General features: G+C 42.4%; 15 protein-coding genes. 8 read left to right on the top strand and 7 right to left on the bottom strand.

Annotated elements, in window-relative coordinates; all coding sequences use genetic code 11:
- Window positions 1-131: 131 nt before the first annotated feature.
- From JMW90_RS10215 to JMW90_RS10195, 5 genes are all read right to left on the bottom strand, one after another.
- Complete coding sequence (locus JMW90_RS10215) at window positions 132-560, bottom strand: tetratricopeptide repeat protein (protein ID WP_201563834.1); 429 nt, start codon at window positions 558-560, stop codon at window positions 132-134.
- A gap of 159 nt (window positions 561-719) precedes the next feature.
- Window positions 720-1,058: a RidA family protein gene (locus JMW90_RS10210; RefSeq protein ID WP_181210205.1), complete on the bottom strand. Its 339-nt coding sequence runs from the start codon at window positions 1,056-1,058 to the stop codon at window positions 720-722.
- 42 nt (window positions 1,059-1,100) lie between these two features.
- Window positions 1,101-2,348: an NAD(P)/FAD-dependent oxidoreductase gene (locus JMW90_RS10205; RefSeq protein ID WP_201563832.1), complete on the bottom strand. Its 1,248-nt coding sequence runs from the start codon at window positions 2,346-2,348 to the stop codon at window positions 1,101-1,103.
- 382 nt (window positions 2,349-2,730) lie between these two features.
- A complete protein-coding gene (locus tag JMW90_RS10200; RefSeq protein WP_201563829.1) occupies window positions 2,731-4,902 on the bottom strand; it encodes an ATP-dependent helicase in 2,172 nt (723 codons plus the stop codon).
- A gap of 336 nt (window positions 4,903-5,238) precedes the next feature.
- The gene (locus JMW90_RS10195) at window positions 5,239-6,492 is read right to left on the bottom strand and encodes an NnrS family protein (protein ID WP_201563827.1); all 1,254 of its coding nucleotides are present in this window, start codon (window positions 6,490-6,492) and stop codon (window positions 5,239-5,241) included.
- Window positions 6,493-6,676: 184 nt separating this feature from the next.
- On the opposite strand from JMW90_RS10195, the gene JMW90_RS10190 reads away from it, so the two are divergent.
- The gene (locus JMW90_RS10190; protein WP_201563824.1) at window positions 6,677-6,916 is read left to right on the top strand and encodes a hypothetical protein; all 240 of its coding nucleotides are present in this window, start codon (window positions 6,677-6,679) and stop codon (window positions 6,914-6,916) included.
- A gap of 296 nt (window positions 6,917-7,212) precedes the next feature.
- Here JMW90_RS10190 and JMW90_RS10185 read toward each other — a convergent pair whose 3' ends face one another.
- Window positions 7,213-8,703 carry an aldehyde dehydrogenase family protein gene (locus tag JMW90_RS10185; protein ID WP_201563821.1) on the bottom strand — a complete coding sequence of 497 codons (1,491 nt, stop codon included), beginning with the start codon at window positions 8,701-8,703 and terminating at the stop codon, window positions 7,213-7,215.
- A gap of 276 nt (window positions 8,704-8,979) precedes the next feature.
- Between JMW90_RS10185 and JMW90_RS10180 the strand changes: the two genes are divergently transcribed.
- From JMW90_RS10180 to JMW90_RS10150, 7 genes are all read left to right on the top strand, one after another.
- On the top strand, window positions 8,980-9,618 hold the full coding sequence (locus JMW90_RS10180; protein ID WP_201563818.1) for a TetR/AcrR family transcriptional regulator: 639 nt from the start codon (window positions 8,980-8,982) through the stop codon (window positions 9,616-9,618).
- A gap of 346 nt (window positions 9,619-9,964) precedes the next feature.
- Window positions 9,965-11,173, top strand: a complete 1,209-nt coding sequence (locus JMW90_RS10175) for an iron-containing alcohol dehydrogenase (RefSeq protein ID WP_201563815.1) — start codon at window positions 9,965-9,967, stop codon at window positions 11,171-11,173.
- Window positions 11,174-11,337: 164 nt separating this feature from the next.
- Entirely contained in the window at window positions 11,338-12,399 is a 1,062-nt protein-coding gene (locus tag JMW90_RS10170) for an NADP-dependent oxidoreductase (protein ID WP_201563812.1), read from the top strand.
- A 237-nt stretch (window positions 12,400-12,636) separates the two neighbouring features.
- Complete coding sequence (locus JMW90_RS10165) at window positions 12,637-13,314, top strand: type 1 glutamine amidotransferase domain-containing protein (RefSeq protein ID WP_201563809.1); 678 nt, start codon at window positions 12,637-12,639, stop codon at window positions 13,312-13,314.
- Between the two features lie 33 nt (window positions 13,315-13,347).
- Window positions 13,348-13,983: a glutathione S-transferase family protein gene (locus JMW90_RS10160; protein ID WP_201563806.1), complete on the top strand. Its 636-nt coding sequence runs from the start codon at window positions 13,348-13,350 to the stop codon at window positions 13,981-13,983.
- 539 nt (window positions 13,984-14,522) lie between these two features.
- On the top strand, window positions 14,523-16,139 hold the full coding sequence (locus JMW90_RS10155; RefSeq protein WP_201563804.1) for an efflux MFS transporter permease: 1,617 nt from the start codon (window positions 14,523-14,525) through the stop codon (window positions 16,137-16,139).
- Between the two features lie 101 nt (window positions 16,140-16,240).
- On the top strand, window positions 16,241-17,632 hold the full coding sequence (locus JMW90_RS10150; protein WP_201563802.1) for an HlyD family secretion protein: 1,392 nt from the start codon (window positions 16,241-16,243) through the stop codon (window positions 17,630-17,632).
- A 119-nt stretch (window positions 17,633-17,751) separates the two neighbouring features.
- Here the strand turns inward: JMW90_RS10150 and pdxH are convergent, their stop codons facing one another.
- Window positions 17,752-18,402, bottom strand: coding sequence for a pyridoxamine 5'-phosphate oxidase (gene pdxH, locus JMW90_RS10145; protein WP_201563800.1), 651 nt, complete (start codon window positions 18,400-18,402; stop codon window positions 17,752-17,754).
- Between the last annotated feature and the right edge of the window lie 66 nt (window positions 18,403-18,468).

Raw genomic sequence — 18,468 nt, 5'->3', positions numbered from 1 at the left:
TCTAAAAAGTGGTCGATGCCGATTCGTAACTGGACGTCTGCCCTTAATCGCTTTATGATTATGTTTGATGATCGTATTAGCAGGCATTTAATCTAAAGGGCAGTTACACAGAATCTGGGATGGGCTCATAACTAAGATTGCTCAGCCAAAATTTTGCTAAGCAACTTAGTTATCTCACTTTTGAACGCTTTATCGTCGAGCTTACTGGCCGTTATTTTAGCATTCTGTAAGCTCTTAATCGCTGCCTCTGTCTGTCCGAGCTCGCTCTGTAGCTCAGCCATAGAAAAGGCAATCGACGATAAATGCTCTTTTGAATTAATCGCAGCCGCTTTATCCAAGGCTTTTTGGTAGATAATCAGCGCTTCATCCAAATTTTCGGTAAAATCTGCCAATGTCTCCCACTGCTCCGGATGATCCTTATTGCCTTTCTCATTTTCAGTGCACAAGTCTTTTAGCTGTACATACAGCGTATCAAATGTCTCTTTATCATCAGCACTGTCTGCTTCTAATAGCTTTTCTGCCAACACATAAATTGAATGATATATTTTAGTATTAATCATTTTTATAACCCTTTTTACTGCGCATCAGATAACTGTCAATACTGTACTGTCAACGAGGTTGATTATAGACTATTTGCATGCGTTACTCATCAAAAAGGGCATGATAGTCATATCATGCCCTTAATCGTTATACGGTGTTTAAACAATAAGCACCGGTATTTATTCAGCAGCGATAGCGGTAATCTCAACCAACAGCTCAGGACGTGCCAGTGCAGATTCCCCACAAGCGCGGGCTGGTGGCTGTACACCCTCAAACCACTTATCCCATACTTCATTCATCGCCGCAAAATCCGACATGCTCTTCACCCAGACAGTCGCCATTAGCAGCTTTGATTTGTCACTACCGACTTCTTGCAACAAGCTTTCGATTTTCTCTAGGCAAGTTAAGGTTTGGGCTTTGATGTCATCTTCAGCGTTACCCACTTGACCACATAGATAGACGGTTTTGTTATGTACCACAATCTTACTCATGCGCTCACTACTATGAAGCTTTTTCATGACTCTCTATCCTTATAGATGTGTATTTATAGGCTACGCGCGTTATTTAGAAAAACGATCGGCGCTAAATGGCTTGATGTCGACCAATAATGGCTTTTGATGAATCATCTCTTCAACCAAACGACCGGTCATCGGTCCTAACGTAAAGCCTTGATGACTGTGACCAAAGGCAAACCACAATTTTTCATGGTTGCTTGCAGGACCAATAACTGGCTTCATATCTGGCATACAAGGACGTGATCCTGCCCATGCTTCACTCTCAACCGCATCTTCTAATGGCAATATTTTTCGCGCCAGTTTGAGCACAGTCTTTAATTGTCCAAAGTTCTTTGGCGCATTCATGGTCGTCATCTCAGCACCGGTGGTAATACGGATACCTTGCTGCATTGGTCCCATGACAAAGCCTTTGTCCATATCAAACATACTATGATGGATAGTGTTTTTTTCATTGACTTTAAAATGCTGATGATAGCCACGCATTGGGAATAAGGGTAAATCATAACCAAGCGGCTTAATGAGATCATTAGACCAAGGTCCTGCTGCGATGACCAACTTATCACTATAAAACGTCTCGCTATCAGTGATAACTTTCCAGCCGCCCTCTTCTTGTACGATTTCTTGAACGCCCGTCTCTTTAAGTATGCCGCCCATTTCTTGGAAGTTTTTTGCATAGGCTTTAACGAGTAAGCTTGGGTTTGAGACCTGCCAAGAGTTCAGCCAATGAATTGCGCCGACAAACTCATCAAAATTGGCGCTCGGTTCCATGACTCTTAATTCGTCTACCGTCAATACGTTGTGCTCAACACCTTGATTGCGCGCATCGATAGCGAGTGCAATGGCTTCTTTAAAGGTATCTTCAGAGCGATGTAATTGCAACCAGCCATCACGCGTAATCAGCTCATCTGCACCAGAGGCGCTAATCATGGTCTGATGTTCGCTGGTGCAATGCTCAATCAGCGTTTGCCACTCGCCTTCGATTTTTTTGACTGAAGCGGGCGTAGAGTATTTCCAGTATTGCAGTAGCGCTTGATGATAACGAAGAATCGCTGGTATACGATAGCGAATATCCGTCCCTTGGTTTGGCAATACCCGTATCATCTCAGTCAGATGGCGCGGAAACGGATGGGTATGAATCGCCTCGCGCTGAATCAAGCCCGCATTACCGTATGAAGTCTCTGAGCCTGGTAGCTTTTTATCTATAAGCAAAACTTCAGCATTGTTTTTTTGTAGATGCCAAGCAACCGATGTGCCAACCATACCTGCACCGATAACGATAACTTCATAGCGCATAACCTATCCTTTTCTTATGGTGTTAATACAGAATGTCGAGTATGAGTACTTAACGAATAAGGTGGTCATAGTAACGCATTGAGCCAGAGATTAAACCCTTATATAATAAATATTTTTATTAATCCATACTTTTCGTTATAAGTTTTTATCTGAGGTATTTTTAATAGGAATAATGACATGTTAATAAAAAACAAAAGTCATTTTTTAATTTATTTTGCCCACTTTTATAGTTAATCCGCCTTTAAAAGGGTGCAGAACTACTGCGGTTAGTGATTCGCAGCCTCTGTCACGCCTGCGAACAGCAAGCAAGAAAAAATTATAGCCAATAGCACGTTATTACAATCGTAGCGCTTTTATTTTGAATCGACTATAATATTTTTTATCACCACCAAACTGGATCATCACTCTCATCTATAGGCTGTTTGACCGTTAGAACCGTTATCGTATCGGCCGGTACTTCAGCGACAAACCGTGATACTTTATCAAAATAGCCTGAATAGCTTGAAAAATAATCTGGCGCCGTTAAAAATAATCTGGCTTTGGCACGACTACAAGCGACATAAAATAGCTTACGCTCCTCTTCCAACTCTTCAAAATCACTTAATGAGCGATAATGCGGTGTCATACCATCTACCAAAGAGTTGACAAATACCACCGACCATTCAAGCCCTTTGGCGCTATGAATGGTTGAAATAGTCACTTTGTCCCTGTTTTTGTCGATACTCTCCTCTCCTTGCTCAGGTACACCTGCAGTGGCAACCGAATCATTAGGCGGATCAAGCGCCAAATTTTCTAAAAAGCTATCTAGACTATCATGCTCTGACGCTAGATTTTTTAGCACACGGAAATCCTCGCTACGCTCACGCCAATTGTCTTCATTGATTTTTAAAACGGGCATATAAAAATCCAGAATCAGCTCGATAATAGCCTCGACCGACTCTGCCTGACTGGCTTTACTTAACATTTTATAAAGTGGCTCAAGTTGGGTACTTTTTTTGGTAAACTTTGTCGTTATTAATGGCGCAAAGGAATTGTTGTCGGCATTGATTGCTTGGGTCAAGCGTGTGGCAGTCACTGACCCCACCCCTTTGAATAAGGTCAGGATACGGTGCCATGCGATGGTATCATTGGGGTTATAAAGGATTTTGACAAACGCCAAAACATCTTTGATATGGCGTCTTTCAATAAAACGAATACCGCCAACGACAATAAATGGAATATTGCGTTCCATAAACTCAAGCTGCACGTAATTTGATTGAAAAGACGTCCGGCATAAGACTGCAAAGTCTTGATAGTCGTAGTCCGATTTTGATTCGAGGATTTTATCAGCGATATACTTTGCTTCTTTGCTTTCATCGCTTAGACGACGGAACACCGGCTTTATACCTTCCATCGAAACGTCAGAGTACAGCTGCTTTTGATAGCCTAGGGTGATTTGAGCGGATAACGCATTGATATAGTCAAGCACTGCTGGCGTACTGCGATAATTTTGCTCAAGTTTAATCAGCTTGGCTTCAGGATAGCTCTCTCCAAATAATAATATATTTTCATAGTTGGCACCGCGAAAGGCATAAATGCTTTGATTGTCATCACCGACGACCATCAGCGACACCGATGCCGGCGCACACATAAGATCAATCAGCTCTTTTTGCGGGATATTGGTGTCTTGGTATTCGTCCACCATGATATAACGATATTGATTTTGTAACAGCTGCCGAAAGGTATCATTACGCTTTAAATGACGCACCACTTGGCTAATGATGTCATCAAAATCATATAAATGGTTGGCGCGCTTATACTCATGAAAATCAATGGCCAATTGCTCAATAACAGGGATATGTACGGCAATGTCAGGATAGCTGCTTTCTATTAAGTGACGGATAGGAATGCGTCGATTTCTAGAGGTTGAAAAGATATTTTGTAAGGTTTTTTTGCGCGGAAATGCTTGGTTGGTTATCTTGGTTGGATACTTTTTTTCTTTATGAGTCAAATCAATGGCGTCTTCACTGTCGCCTGTATCTAAAATAGTAAATCTCGGATTGATACCAAGTAGTCCTGAATATTGGCGCAATAGCATATTACAAAAAGAGTGAAAGGTGCCGCTGGTGATATCATTTAACGCTTTGCCATCTATGGGGTTATTATCCAATAAACGACTTGTCAGTAAAGTTCTAGCACGATTCTTGATTTCATTAGCCGCTTTACGAGTAAAGGTTAATAGTAAAATCTCTTTTGGCGATACGCCATTTTCTATCAGGTAGCTGGTCCTATAGGTCAAGGTTTTGGTTTTGCCAGAACCTGCACCAGCGATGACCAACACCTTACCCTCAATGGTCGTGGCAGCCAATAGCTGATTGGCATTAAGCTCACTGGCATAATCTACTTGCAACCCCAAATGACTGGCGAGCCTTTGCTCTAATATCTCAGCATCCGCATTTATCAGATTGGTTTCGAGCTTTTTTATTGCCTGCTCAAGCCGCGTAATCTTGGGCTTCATCTCGATAAAATTTTGCGGATAATTATAATGGTGGGTAGCAAAAATGGTCGTGGTCATTGTAGGATATTACCTTTGATATGGTTTGGCGCGCCATTCATTATAAAGTAAGATAATAATTTTAGGGACTGTCTTAGATAAGTAAAGCTATAGTCAGTCCTAAATAAAAGAAATACAAATATTATAAGGTACTACTAGGGTTAATTTTTCTTGCTTGCTGTGCCTACGCAGACAGAGGCTGCGAATAATTAACCCTAGCAGCTCTGCATCCTTTTAAAAGTGGATTAACTATACCTAGTATAGCTTAATGAGAGAAAGCAGATTGAATGGGCATAAAATGACAAGACGGCATGCCTTACACTATGACCAACGGGAACGTTTTAAAATCTCTACTTTTTAACCAAATAAACCATCTGGACGCGGGCTTGCTAGGATATGCAGATAGCTGATGCAAAACAATACAAAGCACGCAATCCAAGCCCCTTGCGCTATTATTATCCACCATAAATAATGACTGGTATCTATGAGTGGCAACAGTACACGACTGATAAATGCCAATGCCATCAGTGCAAACATGATAGTTACCGTTTTGGGCGGCTCATGAATACTGCGTCCGGTATGACCAAGCGACACCCGCGCCATCATCGCTACCGTCATCATACCGATACCTGAAATTGCCAATCCATGTACGGCAATACTATGATTGTAACCGAGCCATGGTTGCAACGCGTACAATATAAAGCTTAAGCACATCCCTAAAAACGCCATATATAACGACCATAATAATGGCTTTTGCCAAATAACGCGATGATACCAGCCTATTAAACGTACGATATTGACCACTGCGACGCCAAGTGCACTGATGGTCAGCAAATACTTGTTAGGATAAAACAGATCCGTGATAAAAAAAGCTAAGAAAAATAGCAAGCTGGTGATATCTTGCACTTTACTATTACGTACCGTCACCGTTTCTGCCACGCCTGCAGCATTGGAAGTACCCAAACCGCGCTCAATAAAGAACGGCACCACGCGCCGACCGATGGTCAATACCAAGCCAATGATAAGATAAAATCCCAAATAAACGCCAATCTTTGTCATCGTCATATTGGCACTAAACACACCCCAGTAGCACAGCCCATTACCCAGCGTCAGTAGCGCAAGTTTCGCTAAAATACCCATCTGTTTATACTGCTTCACTTGTAAAACAGCACGAAATATCACCAACGCCATAGAACCGACAAACAACAAATCAAACACGGCGGCTATATATAACCAAGCACTTTGCTCAATGCCAATATCAACGCCTAAAGCAAACGCTATCCAGCCCAAACGCGCCAGCAACCAACAGACAAAAATCCCTAATAGCTTATAACCATGCGGCATCATGACACCAGTCCACGTCTTCACTGCGGTCAGCAGGAACCCTGCCACAATGGCTAACGCATAACCATAAATCATCTCGTGACCGTGCCAATATATCGGGTTTAATGTTTGCGCATCGATATCCGTACGTCCAGTAAAGACAAAGGCCCATAACGTCATCGTTATAATGGCAAACAATGCCCCCGCACTAAAAAATATCCGAAAGCTCAAATTGAGAATAGGATGTGGAGAGCTTGGTGGCTTACTGGGTAAATCGATAACTTGCATAGTTGTCTGCTTATAATAAAGGTAAAAAGAGTTACCCTAAAGATTCATATTAAATGAATTTATTATACTATTCAATGGCGACTTGCAGACACGCACAACCCTACTTCACGATTCGTCACTTTCAATACACTCATTGACTATCATTAAACTGACTGCTTAAATAATTTATCACTAGGAGAATATCATGATTGAAAAAACCGAAGGAAACGCCGCCCTTCACAAACGTAAATTGATTGATAAATTTTTGATAAAACTGACCAAAGAAGAACCACAGATGTATTACGCGACGACATCCGAGATTGCCCGCAGTCTTTATAGCATGTTAAAAGAACATACCAATCGCTTAACCATTGAGGAGCAAGCGCTCATCAGACATATGACCATGGAAGAGATACAAGGGCTACTAGGATTTCACCCTAAATGAAGAAATAAAATCACTGTATAGTCGATCCTAAATAAAAAAAGTACAAATTTTTTAGAGAACTAATGGGATTAATTTTCCTTGCTTACTGTGGCTTGTGCCCTGTGTCTACGCAGACAGAGGCTGCGAATAATTAACTGCATTAGTTCTGAACCTTTCTAAAAATAGATCAACTATAGTTTGATAAAAAATAGTTTGATAAAAAAAAGACTGCCCTATAAGGCAGCCTTTTTTTTAACACGTCAAATTAAAACTCTAACTATGAATATCTCAAATAGTAGAGTAGCTAAAAACAATCATTAAAAAGGATAATCGCGCGGTGTATGCTGTACCGAAATCCAATGCAAGGTAGTGAATTCTTCTAGTATCCATTCACCATTAAAGCGGCCGATACCTGAGTTCTTCTCGCCGCCAAATGGCGCATTGCTCTCATCGTTGACCGAAATATCATTAATATGGGTCATGCCAGCTTTGATACCGCGAGCAAAGCGCAGACCTTTTGCCATATCTTGGGTAAATACCGCGCTTGATAAGCCATACATAGAGTCATTAGCAATCGACAGCGCATCGTCTTCATCTTTGGCACGAATGATACCAACCAAAGGACCAAATACTTCATCACAAGACAAATTCATCTCACGTGTGACGTCACTAAAGACATGTGGTGGCACCACTTGACCTTTTATCTCACCACTTAATAGCATTTTTGCGCCTTCATTTTGCGCTTTGGCGATTTTTTCTTTGAGCGATTTGACTTGTTTTTCATTGATAATAGGACCAACTGCCGTATCAATTTTGTTAGGATCGCCAACGTTTAAGGTTTTAACGTGCGCCACAAAACGCGCAACGAAATCGTCATAGATTTCATCTTCGACAATAATACGGTTAATGGCAATACAAATCTGACCTTGATGCAAGAACTTACCAAAGGCTGCCGCCTTGACAGCTTGCTCGATATCAGCGTCTTTTAGCACCACGAACGGGCTATTACCGCCAAGCTCTAGCGCCACCTGTTTGATAAACTCCCCACCATTTGCCAACTCACCGATATGTTTGCCTACAGAGGTTGAGCCAGTAAAGGAAACCAAACTCGGGACAGGATGAGTGACCATCGCATCGCCTATCTCGCTACCGCTACCAACGACGACATTAAGCAAACCTGTGGGTAAACCAGCTTCTTCAAATATTTTTGCAAGCAGCAGCCCGCCGGTAATAGGCGTGTCACTGGCAGGCTTTAATACCACCGCATTCCCCAATGCCAGTGCTGGCGCAATCGAGCGCTGGGTTAAATGTAGTGGGAAGTTCCATGGGCTAATCACCGCAATCACGCCCATCGGCTCACGATAAATAAAGTTCTCTTTACCCGGCGTGTTCGACGCGCGAATCTCGCCATGTACGCGATTGGGGAAGCTTGCTGCTTCAAGAGTAATCGCACGCGCACCGCTAAACTCGACCATGGCTTTAATGCGTGTACTGCCCGACTCTTTGATCAACCAATCGATAATCTCATCTTGACGCTGATCAAAAATACTGACTACTTTATAAAGGATAGCAGCACGTTCGTTCGGGGTTTGCTGTGCCCACTGCTTTTGCGCCTGACTAGCAGCTTGATAAGCATCATCAAGTTGTTTAACCGTTGCTTGCTGAATCTCAACCAAGGTTTCACCGTTAAACGGGTTGGTATTGGTATTGATACTATCGTCATCACCGTTTTTCCATTCGCCTGCGATATATTGCAAATGAAAGTCTGTATAAGTATTTACCTGCATACTTTTGGTTTCTGTTGACATAATTGTTCCTATTTTTTTATTTAAAAATATTATTAGAGTGTGGTTATACCGTATCATGACCGCCTATCAAGTTTAATAACGGGTTCAGTAAGCAATGACACATACGATAACAAACGTAACTTGCTAGACGACCGGTCTAATGCTAACATAAACACTATGAAAATAAGAATCTTTTCTCTCTACTCTTTGTTGAACAAACGTAACTTGTCCATTTGCACTCATAAATTTATTAAACACCATTAAATAATAAGTCTCTCTAAGGAGAACATAAGTAACATGTCTACACCCAATGCTATAAACCACACTCAAACAGATAGTGCGCTATCTACTATTGCGTTATCAAACACCAGAGACCATTTATTAACGACGGGTTATAAGCTCATCGCACAAAAAGGTTTTACTGCGGTAGGTATCAAGCAAATATTAGATACCGCGGGCGTACCAAAAGGCTCTTTTTATCATTATTTTGCATCAAAAGAAGCCTTTGGTGAGGCGATTATCAGCCATTACTTTACCCAGTATAAGCAGCGCTTGAATGTTATTGGGTCACAAGATATTAGCGCTCAGCAGAAACTATATGACTATTTCCAAAACTGGTATGACACGCAGCAAAGTGGCTGTGATCATGAAAAATGCTTGGTAGTAAAGCTCAGCGCTGAAGTGTCAGATATGTCGGAGCCGATGCGTAAAGTACTACATGCGGGCTATCAGCAAACGATTACTTGGCTTGCAACCCAAATCAAAGCAGGCTGGGCGGACGGTTCTGTACCTCATCCTGCTAACGTGGCTGCTGAGAGTATGGCAAAGCGTTGGTATTTTGCATGGCTTGGTGCCAGCTTAGTTGCGAAAATTAGTCAAACGGATACACCATTAGCAGAAGTATGGCTGATGACCACTACCGCTATGGGTCGCTAATTTTTCATTTTATAATCCCTCTTCTCACAGTCTATATCTCTCGTTTTGTCTATCCTTCTGCCTTACTCATCCTTGTTTGACTCATTATAATTTACTGTTGAACAAGGATGTCTTCTTAATATTTTGTTTGAAGAAAATATTAATTACTACTATCAAAAATACAATCAAACAATATGGTTAGACCAATATCGGCTAACATGCTTATACGATAGTTTTGTAACCATTCATCATAATCTGTAGACGACCGGTCTAATTAATATATAATGCGCATAGATGCAAACAAGTTGCAGATTTTATTTCAATATCAAATACGCTTTTCATACTCAAAAAATATATTAGGAATCTTATGAATAACTTTCAATATTACAATCCCGTCCGTATCGTCTTTGGTGAAGGTCAAATCGAGCAGTTAGCGGAGCTTGTACCGACAGATGCCCGTGTACTGATTACCTATGGTGGCGGTTCAGCACAGCGTACGGGTACGTTAGATGAAGTCAAAACAGCATTGGCTGCTAGCGGCAATCGCGAAGTATTCGAGTTTGGCGGTATTGAAGCCAATCCAGAATTTACCACTTTGCTAAAAGCGGCGGATATGGTCAATGAGCACGATATTGACTTTTTATTAGCAGTCGGCGGTGGCTCTGTGCTTGACGGCAGTAAGTTTGTTGCGCTCGTCTCGTCATTGACTGAAGAAGACGGCACCGTATCACGCGATAAGGCGTGGGATGCGCTCACCAGTTATTGCAGAGATATCGATTCAGCAGTGGATTTGGGCGCGGTATTGACCATTCCAGCGACTGGCTCTGAGATGAATTCAGGCGGCGTGATTAACTATAGTGAACGTCAAGCAAAACTGCCGTTTGGTAATCCTCTTGCCTTTCCTAAGTTTTCAATTTTAGATCCACTCAAAACCATGACCTTACCGGAACGCCAAGTGATGAATGGTGTGGCTGATGCCTTTGTTCATGTGATGGAACAGTATCTGACCTATCCGGTCAATGCGAAAGTCCAAGATGCCTTTTCTGAGAGCCTGTTAAAAATTCTAATTGAAGAAGGCACAGCGGTCAAAGCTGATCCAGAGAATTTAGAGACACGTAAAAACATCATGTGGACGGCAACCATGGCGCTAAATGGTCTGATCGGTACTGGTGTACCGCAAGATTGGACGACGCATATGATTGGTCATGAGTTGACATCATTACACGCGATTGACCATGCACGTACGCTGACCATCGTATTGCCATCGGTGCTGCGTGAGCTTAAAGACAGCAAAAAAGACAAATTGCTTCAATATGCCCGTAACGTTTGGAACATTACTGATACTGATCAAAATGATGATGCCATTATTGAAGAGGCTATCAAACAGACTGAAAACTTCTTCCGTAAGCTTGGACTGCCGGTCAGCTTAGCAGATGTAGAGTTAGATGCAGCCGCCATTGATCCTATTATCAAGCAGTTAGAAGTGCATGGTATGGTGAAATTGGGCGAGCACAGTAAAAACGACTTAGCAGTATCACGTCGTATCTTAGAGCGTGCTGTAACCAGTCACGCTTAAGTTTCTTAATAATTATTTATAGTGACATTCTACAGTGACATTTTATAGTCATATTTTATAGTCATATTTTATAGTCATATTGTCGTTATAGAAACCACTAGCCTGTCACTTCAGAGTGGCAGCTAACTATAAAATCAAAAATAAATAAAATAAGGCGATTTATCATGAGCTTCAATGACGACGTTAATAAGCAGCAAAATCAACAACAAAACCGTCAAATCAAACTTGCCAGCCGCCCACATGGCGCACCAACTGCCGATAACTTTGAATTGGCTACTGGCGAGATACCAAAACCCAATCAAAGTGAAATGCTACTGCGCACCATATATTTATCGCTTGATCCTTATATGCGCGGACGTATGAGTGATGCCGCAAGCTACGCTGATCCACTACAAATTGGCGACGTCATGCTAGGCGGAACGGTTGCCCAAGTTGTCGAATCTAACATCGATAACTTTGCAGTCGGCGATTTGGTAGTGTCCAACTCAGGCTGGCAGGATTATAGCGTCAGTGATGGGATAGGCGTATTAAAGCTCGATAAAAACATGGCGAACCCGTCTTATGGCTTGGGTGTACTTGGTATGCCGGGCTTCACAGGTTACATGGGTTTGACCGATATTGGCAAACCAAAAAAAGGTGAAACTTTAGTCGTCGCTGCGGCAACAGGTCCTGTTGGCGCGACCGTTGGACAAGTCGGTAATAAATTAGGCTTACGTACTATTGGGGTCGCGGGCGGTGCTGAGAAATGTGCTTACGCGGTTGAAGAGCTAGGCTTTGATGTATGTCTTGACCATAAAGCCGATGACTTTGCCGAACAACTGGCTGCTGCCTGCCCAGATGGTATCGATATTTATTACGAAAACGTCGGTGGTAAAGTCTTTGATGGCGTATTGCCACTGTTAAATGCCCATGCCCGTATCCCGGTATGTGGCTTGGTATCACAGTATAACGCCACCGAATTGCCGGATGGTAAAGACCGCTTAGGTGTGCTGATGGGTAATATTCTCAGTAAGCGCCTAACGATCAAAGGCTTTATTATCTTTGAAGAATATGGCGACCACTTTCCAGAATTCTTAGCTACGATGAGCAAATGGCTTGAATCAGGTGACGTTAAAACCAAAGAGCACCAAGTCGACGGCTTAGCACAAGCACCACAAGCTTTCTTTGATATGCTTGATGGTAAGAACTTTGGCAAAACGGTGGTTAAAGTAGCTGACGTGAAATAGCTGATATTAAAAACAAAATCCTAAAAATAACCAGTTAACAACATAACTTGTTAAGGACAGCTACTGAAAGTCATTCTTAAAAGATGAATACTGTCAGCAGTCGGTTTGTTAGCGTTATTCGTTTTTGATAGCGTTACTGGTTTTTAATACCGACTGATAGCTTTCAATAACAAACAGCAAGTATAAGCGTCAATAATAAACCTCAATAATAACTTTCAACAATAAACAGGGACAATTATGAATATTTTAATGGTACTAACTTCACACGATAAATTGGGCGATACTGGTAAGAAGACAGGTTTTTGGCTAGAAGAATTTGCCGCGCCTTACTATGCTTTTTTAGATGCCGGTGTCAATATCACGATTGCCTCTCCTGCAGGCGGTCAACCACCACTTGACCCAAGTAGTGACACGCCGGATGCTCAAACCAAAGATACCAAACGTTTTAAAGAAGATTCTGAAGCCCAAGAACGCCTAGCAACGACTAAAAAATTGGCAGATATGAAAGCGGAAGATTTTGATTCAGTATTCTATCCTGGTGGTCATGGTCCAATGTGGGATTTAGCCGTTGATAAAAACTCGATTGCATTGATTGAGACGTTTATCAAACAAGATAAGCCTGTTGCTTTTGTCTGCCATTCTCCTGCCGCGCTCAAAAACGTTAAAATCGATGGCGAGTATCTGGTCAAAGGCAAAACGGTCACAGGCTTTAGTAATACCGAAGAAGAAGCGGTTCAACTCACTGACGTCGTGCCTTTCTTATTAGAAGATGTGCTAAAAGCCAATGGCGGAAACTATGAAAAAAGCTCTGATTGGGAATCGTTTGTGGTCGAAGATGGTTTGCTGATCACGGGTCAAAATCCAGCGTCGTCAGAAGAAGCCGCCAAGCGTTTAATGGCTAAAATACAGGCTTAATAGCATCAAATCCACTGCAAAAAGGCTAACTAAATGATTCGCTTACATCACCTCAATCAATCACGCTCATTACGGACGTTATGGCTTTTAGAAGAATTGGGACAACCTTATGAAATTATTAGCCACCAGCGTGATGCCAAAACGCATCTAGCACCAGATAGCCTAAAAGCGGTACATCCTCTTGGTAAGTCTCCGGTTATTGAGATGGATGGCGAGCTATATGCAGAGTCAGGTGCGATTACTGAGCTATTGATTGAGCGGTTTGCACCTGATAATCTGCGCCCTGCTATCGATAGCGCAGATTATGGTCATTATTTACAGTGGATTAACTTTGCTGAAAGCTCGCTGATGCTGCCGCTTTTGCTTGAATTATTTACCAATAAAGCAGGTGCTGGTGATAATGCATTTTTAAAAGGGTATATCGCTCAAGAAAAACACAGGCTACTGAGCTATCTAAATGACGAGGTGGCAGGCAAATCCTTTATCGTGGGTAACAAGCTAAGCGGTGCAGATTTTATGCTGTCATTTGATTTGATTATGCTCGTCAAGCGTGAGGCGTTAGAGGATTATCCTCATATCAGACAGTACGCGCTACAGCTTGCGACCCTTGATAGCTATCAGCGCGCCATGCGTTTGGAAGCGAATTACGATAAAACAAGCAATGAGTAATAATAAATCTGTAATGTGATCAGTGCAATCTCGTATCAACTGTAAAGAATACAGACTGTATCAATGATAACCAAAAGGCAGCCTACGTGATAGGCTGCCTTTTTACGTATGGTTTTAGAGCTTTATCAAATTGAGTTATGACCCATTCCAATTAATTAGCCTCGTAGTTTGAGCTGAATATAGTCAGGGAAAAGTAATATTGATACATCAAGTACTGCTGATATTCATTTTTCTTGCTTGCTGTGCCTACGCAAACAGAGGCTGCAAAAAATTTATACCAGCAGCACTGTAGCGTTTTTGAGATATTTTAACTATATATGGGGGCGACACGTCTCATGCTCTACAGTTAATAGACACAGATATTAAACCCTCAGCAAAAACCATGATAAAATGTCTCAAGCAGCTTTTAGGCGCTTCTTTTGGTTATATCACTCTATTACATAGCAGTAAGCTTAATGGATGCCACTCCAACTGTCGCAGGTCTCGTTTAGGAGCTGTTCTATGTTACTCAATTCCCCTATACAGATCGACCCCGCCTTATGAGTACCGACTATCAGTTTAAGCCTCATGAACAGCCGTTCATGCTGGGCTCCCCTGCCACACCCGACCATCCTACTTATCGAAAGGTATTTTACTTATTGATTGGTATTTTTATCGGTATTACTGCCAGTTTCCAAAACGGTCTACTGGTGGCTAATCTTTCTCAAATTCAAGGGGAAATGGGCTTAACACCTGTTGAAGGCGGCTGGATATCAGTCGCTTACAATATGACCAACGCTGGTGTCACTGTACTGCTATATAAAATTCGTCAACAATTTGGTATGTCGCTATTTAGCAAAATCACTTTATTTTTTTTGCTGTCAGCGACCAGTATGCAGTGGTTGGTCAGTAGTCATCTGCTCAGCTCAACCACCGGTATTGACATTGATCCTTATTATTTAGAGCTGATTGCCCGTGGTTTTAGTGGCGTGGTTGCCAGTGCTATGACGGTGTTGGCTATATTTTATTGTCTGCAAGGCATGCCAACAGCTCGGCGTATCAGCGGGCTGATCTTGGGCTTTGGATTGGTACAGTTTGGGGTACCTTTATCACGTATCATCTCGCCTTACCTAGCTGCTGACGGTCAACTTGAAGGTTTGTTTCTATTCCAAGTAGGCTTAGCATTGATATGCTTTGGGTTGATTAATATCCTTGAGCTGCCACGCGGTAATATGGAAAAAGTCTTTGAAAAGCTTGATATCATCAGCTTTGCTTTTTTTGCGAGTGGTCTTGCGGCATTGGCAGTATTTTTGGTACAAGGTCGTATCTTATGGTGGACAACGCCTTGGCTCAGTTACCCGCTTATCATTGCTGTCGTGACAATTTCTATTGCTTTATGGATTGAAACTCACCGTAAAAATCCGATGCTGCAAGTACGCTGGATGCGTAGTCGGACGATTATTGCCTTTATGATAACCGGTGCTGTGATGCGTATTTTGCTGTCTGAGCAAAGCGTTGGCGCAGCAGGATTATTGGCAAACCTTGGCTATGGCAACGATCAGCTGATTGTCTTTTACGCCATTATTTTGGCAGCCAGTGCACTTGCATTGGTGCTTAGCATTTTTACGACCAATGCGATGGACCTACGTCGACCGGTGATTTTTGCGGTTACGCTGATTGCGATTGGCGCTTGGATAGATACGGGTTTGTCGCTGAATTCTACACCGGCGATGTTTTATTTTAGCCAGTTTATCATTGCCTTTGCTGCCGTCTACTTTATGGGTCCAATGGTATTTGAAGGGATGTTCCGCGCCATTGCCAATGGTCCTGCTTATATTATTAGTTTTTCAGTGATTTTTGGTATCTCACAAACCGTAGGCGGTCTGGCAGGTGCAGCCGGCATTCAAGCCTTTACCACTATTCGCACGCAGATGCACTATGCAGACATGGTCAGCTCGATGACTGCTGGCAATCCTGCTCAGATGACCCAAATGCTGCAAGGTATTCAGCGCCAAGCGACCGTCGCCGCTTATGATGACTTATTCTTTTTGATGGCAGTGAGCGCTACGATTACTGCGATCTATTTATTAATGGTTTATTTTTATTATTTGTATCATAAGCGTAATCCACTTGGCAAAGAGCTTGCCGCGTTAGCAGAAATGATGGGGAAAAAATAGCAGATAGTGCAAATTTTATTGTGTATTCTACACGTATTACTCTCTCTGACTATTTTTTTAAAGTTATCTATTATGTATATTAAAATCCGTAGGAGCGCGTCATGAACGAAGACAAACCGAGCCGCTTTGATGACGCAAGCGCACCTGACAAAGTGGCTAACGCCATTGAAAATGCTCAATCTAATGAATCATTATCAAAGCAAAACGTTGCGGATACGCCATCACAGTTGACTTCCAATCATGATGCAAATACCAATACAGCAACCATTCAACCTGAATCTACTATGCCTGAAGCTCGAGTTCAAACAGACCCCTCTAATGACGTACTTACTAATGCTAATGAGCCTATAAATGCCACGGATACTGGTACTGATAAAATAAACAGCACTGAGGCAGACAATGGCAAAGATGAGACGCCGATGCCACCCACTGAACCTATTCCTGCGCCGGCAGGTTGGTCGCCCAAAAAGAAGTCGTTTTTTAATTTAGGTTTACTGATTGCGCTGATTGTTATTGGTGTGGCGCTCATTCTCTATGCGTGGAAGCTGCCACCTTTTACCCCAACCGTGCAGCAAACCAACAATGCTTTTGTGAAAGGGCAAACCACCATTATCAGTCCGCAAGTATCAGGTTATGTGACAGAAGTGGCGGTAAAAGATTTTGCTAATGTTGCAGCGGGTGACTTACTAGTAAAAATAGATGATCGAACTTTTCAGCAGCAGCTTGAACAAGCGCAGGCGAATATCGATATTGCCTTGACCAATCGCTCTAGTAATGCGCAAGATACGGGCACCAGCCAAGCACAGATTCAAGCACGTGAGGCAGATGTTTATAGCGCTAAAGTGAGTGTTGATAGTGCCCGCGAGGACGTTAACCGTTATCAGGGTTTGGTTGCCATTGGCGCAGTATCGAGAGCAGATGTTGCTCATGCTGAAGCTCAATTAGCAAAAGCGCAAGCCGGTGTCCAGCAAGCTGAGGCCAATTTACAAGTGGCAGTTGAGGGCAGCAAAAAAACAACCGCTAGCCGTTCCTCTTTAGATGCCAATATCAAAAATGCTGAAGCCGCCGCGAAACAAGCACAGATTAACGTAGACAACACCATAATCCGTGCCCCTGAATCGGGACAACTGAGTCAATTAATCGTTAAAACAGGGCAATATGTTACTGCTGGTACGCAGCTTATGTATATTGTGCCAAAAGGCGTATGGATTATTGCCAACTTTAAAGAAACGCAAGTGGCAAATATGACGATTGGTGAAGCTGCGACCATCCACGTGGATGCCTTAGGTGGTACACAGTTTAGCGGACGGGTCAGCAATATATCACCCGCAACAGGCAGTGAATTCAGTGCTGGCGCTGCCAATCCTGCGACCGGTAACTATATTAAAATCGCTCAGCGTATTCCGGTACGCATCGACTTAGACTCTAACCAGCCAGAGCTTGCACGTCTACGTCCTGGTATGTCTGTGTCGGTAGAGGTTGATACCAAATAGCTCCACTATAAAATCAATGAAAAAAGCCACTTTCTTTGCCATATGAATATGACATGTAAAGTGGCTTTTTTGTAGATATGAACTTCTTATAAGCTCATATCATCCGTTATCTGTTACGCTTAAGGCAATAAGCGTTTGGTAACAAAGCTACCATCCGCCTCTTTATGATACACAATGCGGTCATGCATTCGATTGGCGCGACCTTGCCAAAACTCGATTTTCTCAATCCTGATCTCATAACCACCCCAAAACTCAGGCGTTGGTACGGCGGCACCTTCTGGGTAATCTGCTTGCAACTGCTCAAACGTCTGCTCCATCAAATCACGACTGGCAACTTCACCGCTTTGTGGCTGGCTGACCCATGCACCTACTTGGCTATCGTGCGGACGTTTTTGAAAATAAGCCACAGATTTATCAGCATCAATTTTAGCAATACTGCCACTGATACGAATCTGACGCTCAAGCTTGTGCCAAAAAAACAGCGCTTCGGCATTGGGGTTTTCAGCGATATCTTGACCCTTGGCACTTTCATAATTGGTATAAAAAACGATACCTTTACCCGTAATTTCACGCAATAGAACAATACGCACGCTCGGCTTACTATCCGCCCCGCAAGTCGCTAAACTCATCGCATATGGTTCTTGTACTTGCGCCTCTATTGCTTCATGCATCCAAGCATTTAATAGCTCAAACGGTGATACTGGTACTGACTGTTGGTCTAGTTGACCTTTTTCATATGACAAACGCTGATCAGTAAAGTCCATACTCATGACACTTCCTTTTTTTAATAGCTTATTTTAATAGCTTATTTTAATAGTTTTATATTTAAATATTGG

This window comes from Psychrobacter glacincola, from assembly GCF_904846215.1.
GTDB classification, from domain to species: domain Bacteria; phylum Pseudomonadota; class Gammaproteobacteria; order Pseudomonadales; family Moraxellaceae; genus Psychrobacter; species Psychrobacter glacincola.
Note: the sequence above shows the minus strand (reverse complement) of the source record. Positions and strands in the feature narration are given on the sequence as shown.

What these genes read in the sequence shown, in the direction of transcription:
- JMW90_RS10215 (WP_201563834.1), bottom strand. Translation starts at nt 560, where the DNA reads ATGATTAATACTAAAATATATCATTCAATTTATGTGTTGGCAGAAAAG.
- JMW90_RS10210 (WP_181210205.1), bottom strand. Translation starts at nt 1,058, where the DNA reads ATGAAAAAGCTTCATAGTAGTGAGCGCATGAGTAAGATTGTGGTACAT.
- JMW90_RS10205 (WP_201563832.1), bottom strand. Translation starts at nt 2,348, where the DNA reads ATGCGCTATGAAGTTATCGTTATCGGTGCAGGTATGGTTGGCACATCG.
- JMW90_RS10200 (WP_201563829.1), bottom strand. Translation starts at nt 4,902, where the DNA reads ATGACCACGACCATTTTTGCTACCCACCATTATAATTATCCGCAAAAT.
- JMW90_RS10195 (WP_201563827.1), bottom strand. Translation starts at nt 6,492, where the DNA reads ATGCAAGTTATCGATTTACCCAGTAAGCCACCAAGCTCTCCACATCCT.
- JMW90_RS10190 (WP_201563824.1), top strand. Translation starts at nt 6,677, where the DNA reads ATGATTGAAAAAACCGAAGGAAACGCCGCCCTTCACAAACGTAAATTG.
- JMW90_RS10185 (WP_201563821.1), bottom strand. Translation starts at nt 8,703, where the DNA reads ATGTCAACAGAAACCAAAAGTATGCAGGTAAATACTTATACAGACTTT.
- JMW90_RS10180 (WP_201563818.1), top strand. Translation starts at nt 8,980, where the DNA reads ATGTCTACACCCAATGCTATAAACCACACTCAAACAGATAGTGCGCTA.
- JMW90_RS10175 (WP_201563815.1), top strand. Translation starts at nt 9,965, where the DNA reads ATGAATAACTTTCAATATTACAATCCCGTCCGTATCGTCTTTGGTGAA.
- JMW90_RS10170 (WP_201563812.1), top strand. Translation starts at nt 11,338, where the DNA reads ATGAGCTTCAATGACGACGTTAATAAGCAGCAAAATCAACAACAAAAC.
- JMW90_RS10165 (WP_201563809.1), top strand. Translation starts at nt 12,637, where the DNA reads ATGAATATTTTAATGGTACTAACTTCACACGATAAATTGGGCGATACT.
- JMW90_RS10160 (WP_201563806.1), top strand. Translation starts at nt 13,348, where the DNA reads ATGATTCGCTTACATCACCTCAATCAATCACGCTCATTACGGACGTTA.
- JMW90_RS10155 (WP_201563804.1), top strand. Translation starts at nt 14,523, where the DNA reads ATGAGTACCGACTATCAGTTTAAGCCTCATGAACAGCCGTTCATGCTG.
- JMW90_RS10150 (WP_201563802.1), top strand. Translation starts at nt 16,241, where the DNA reads ATGAACGAAGACAAACCGAGCCGCTTTGATGACGCAAGCGCACCTGAC.
- pdxH (WP_201563800.1), bottom strand. Translation starts at nt 18,402, where the DNA reads ATGAGTATGGACTTTACTGATCAGCGTTTGTCATATGAAAAAGGTCAA.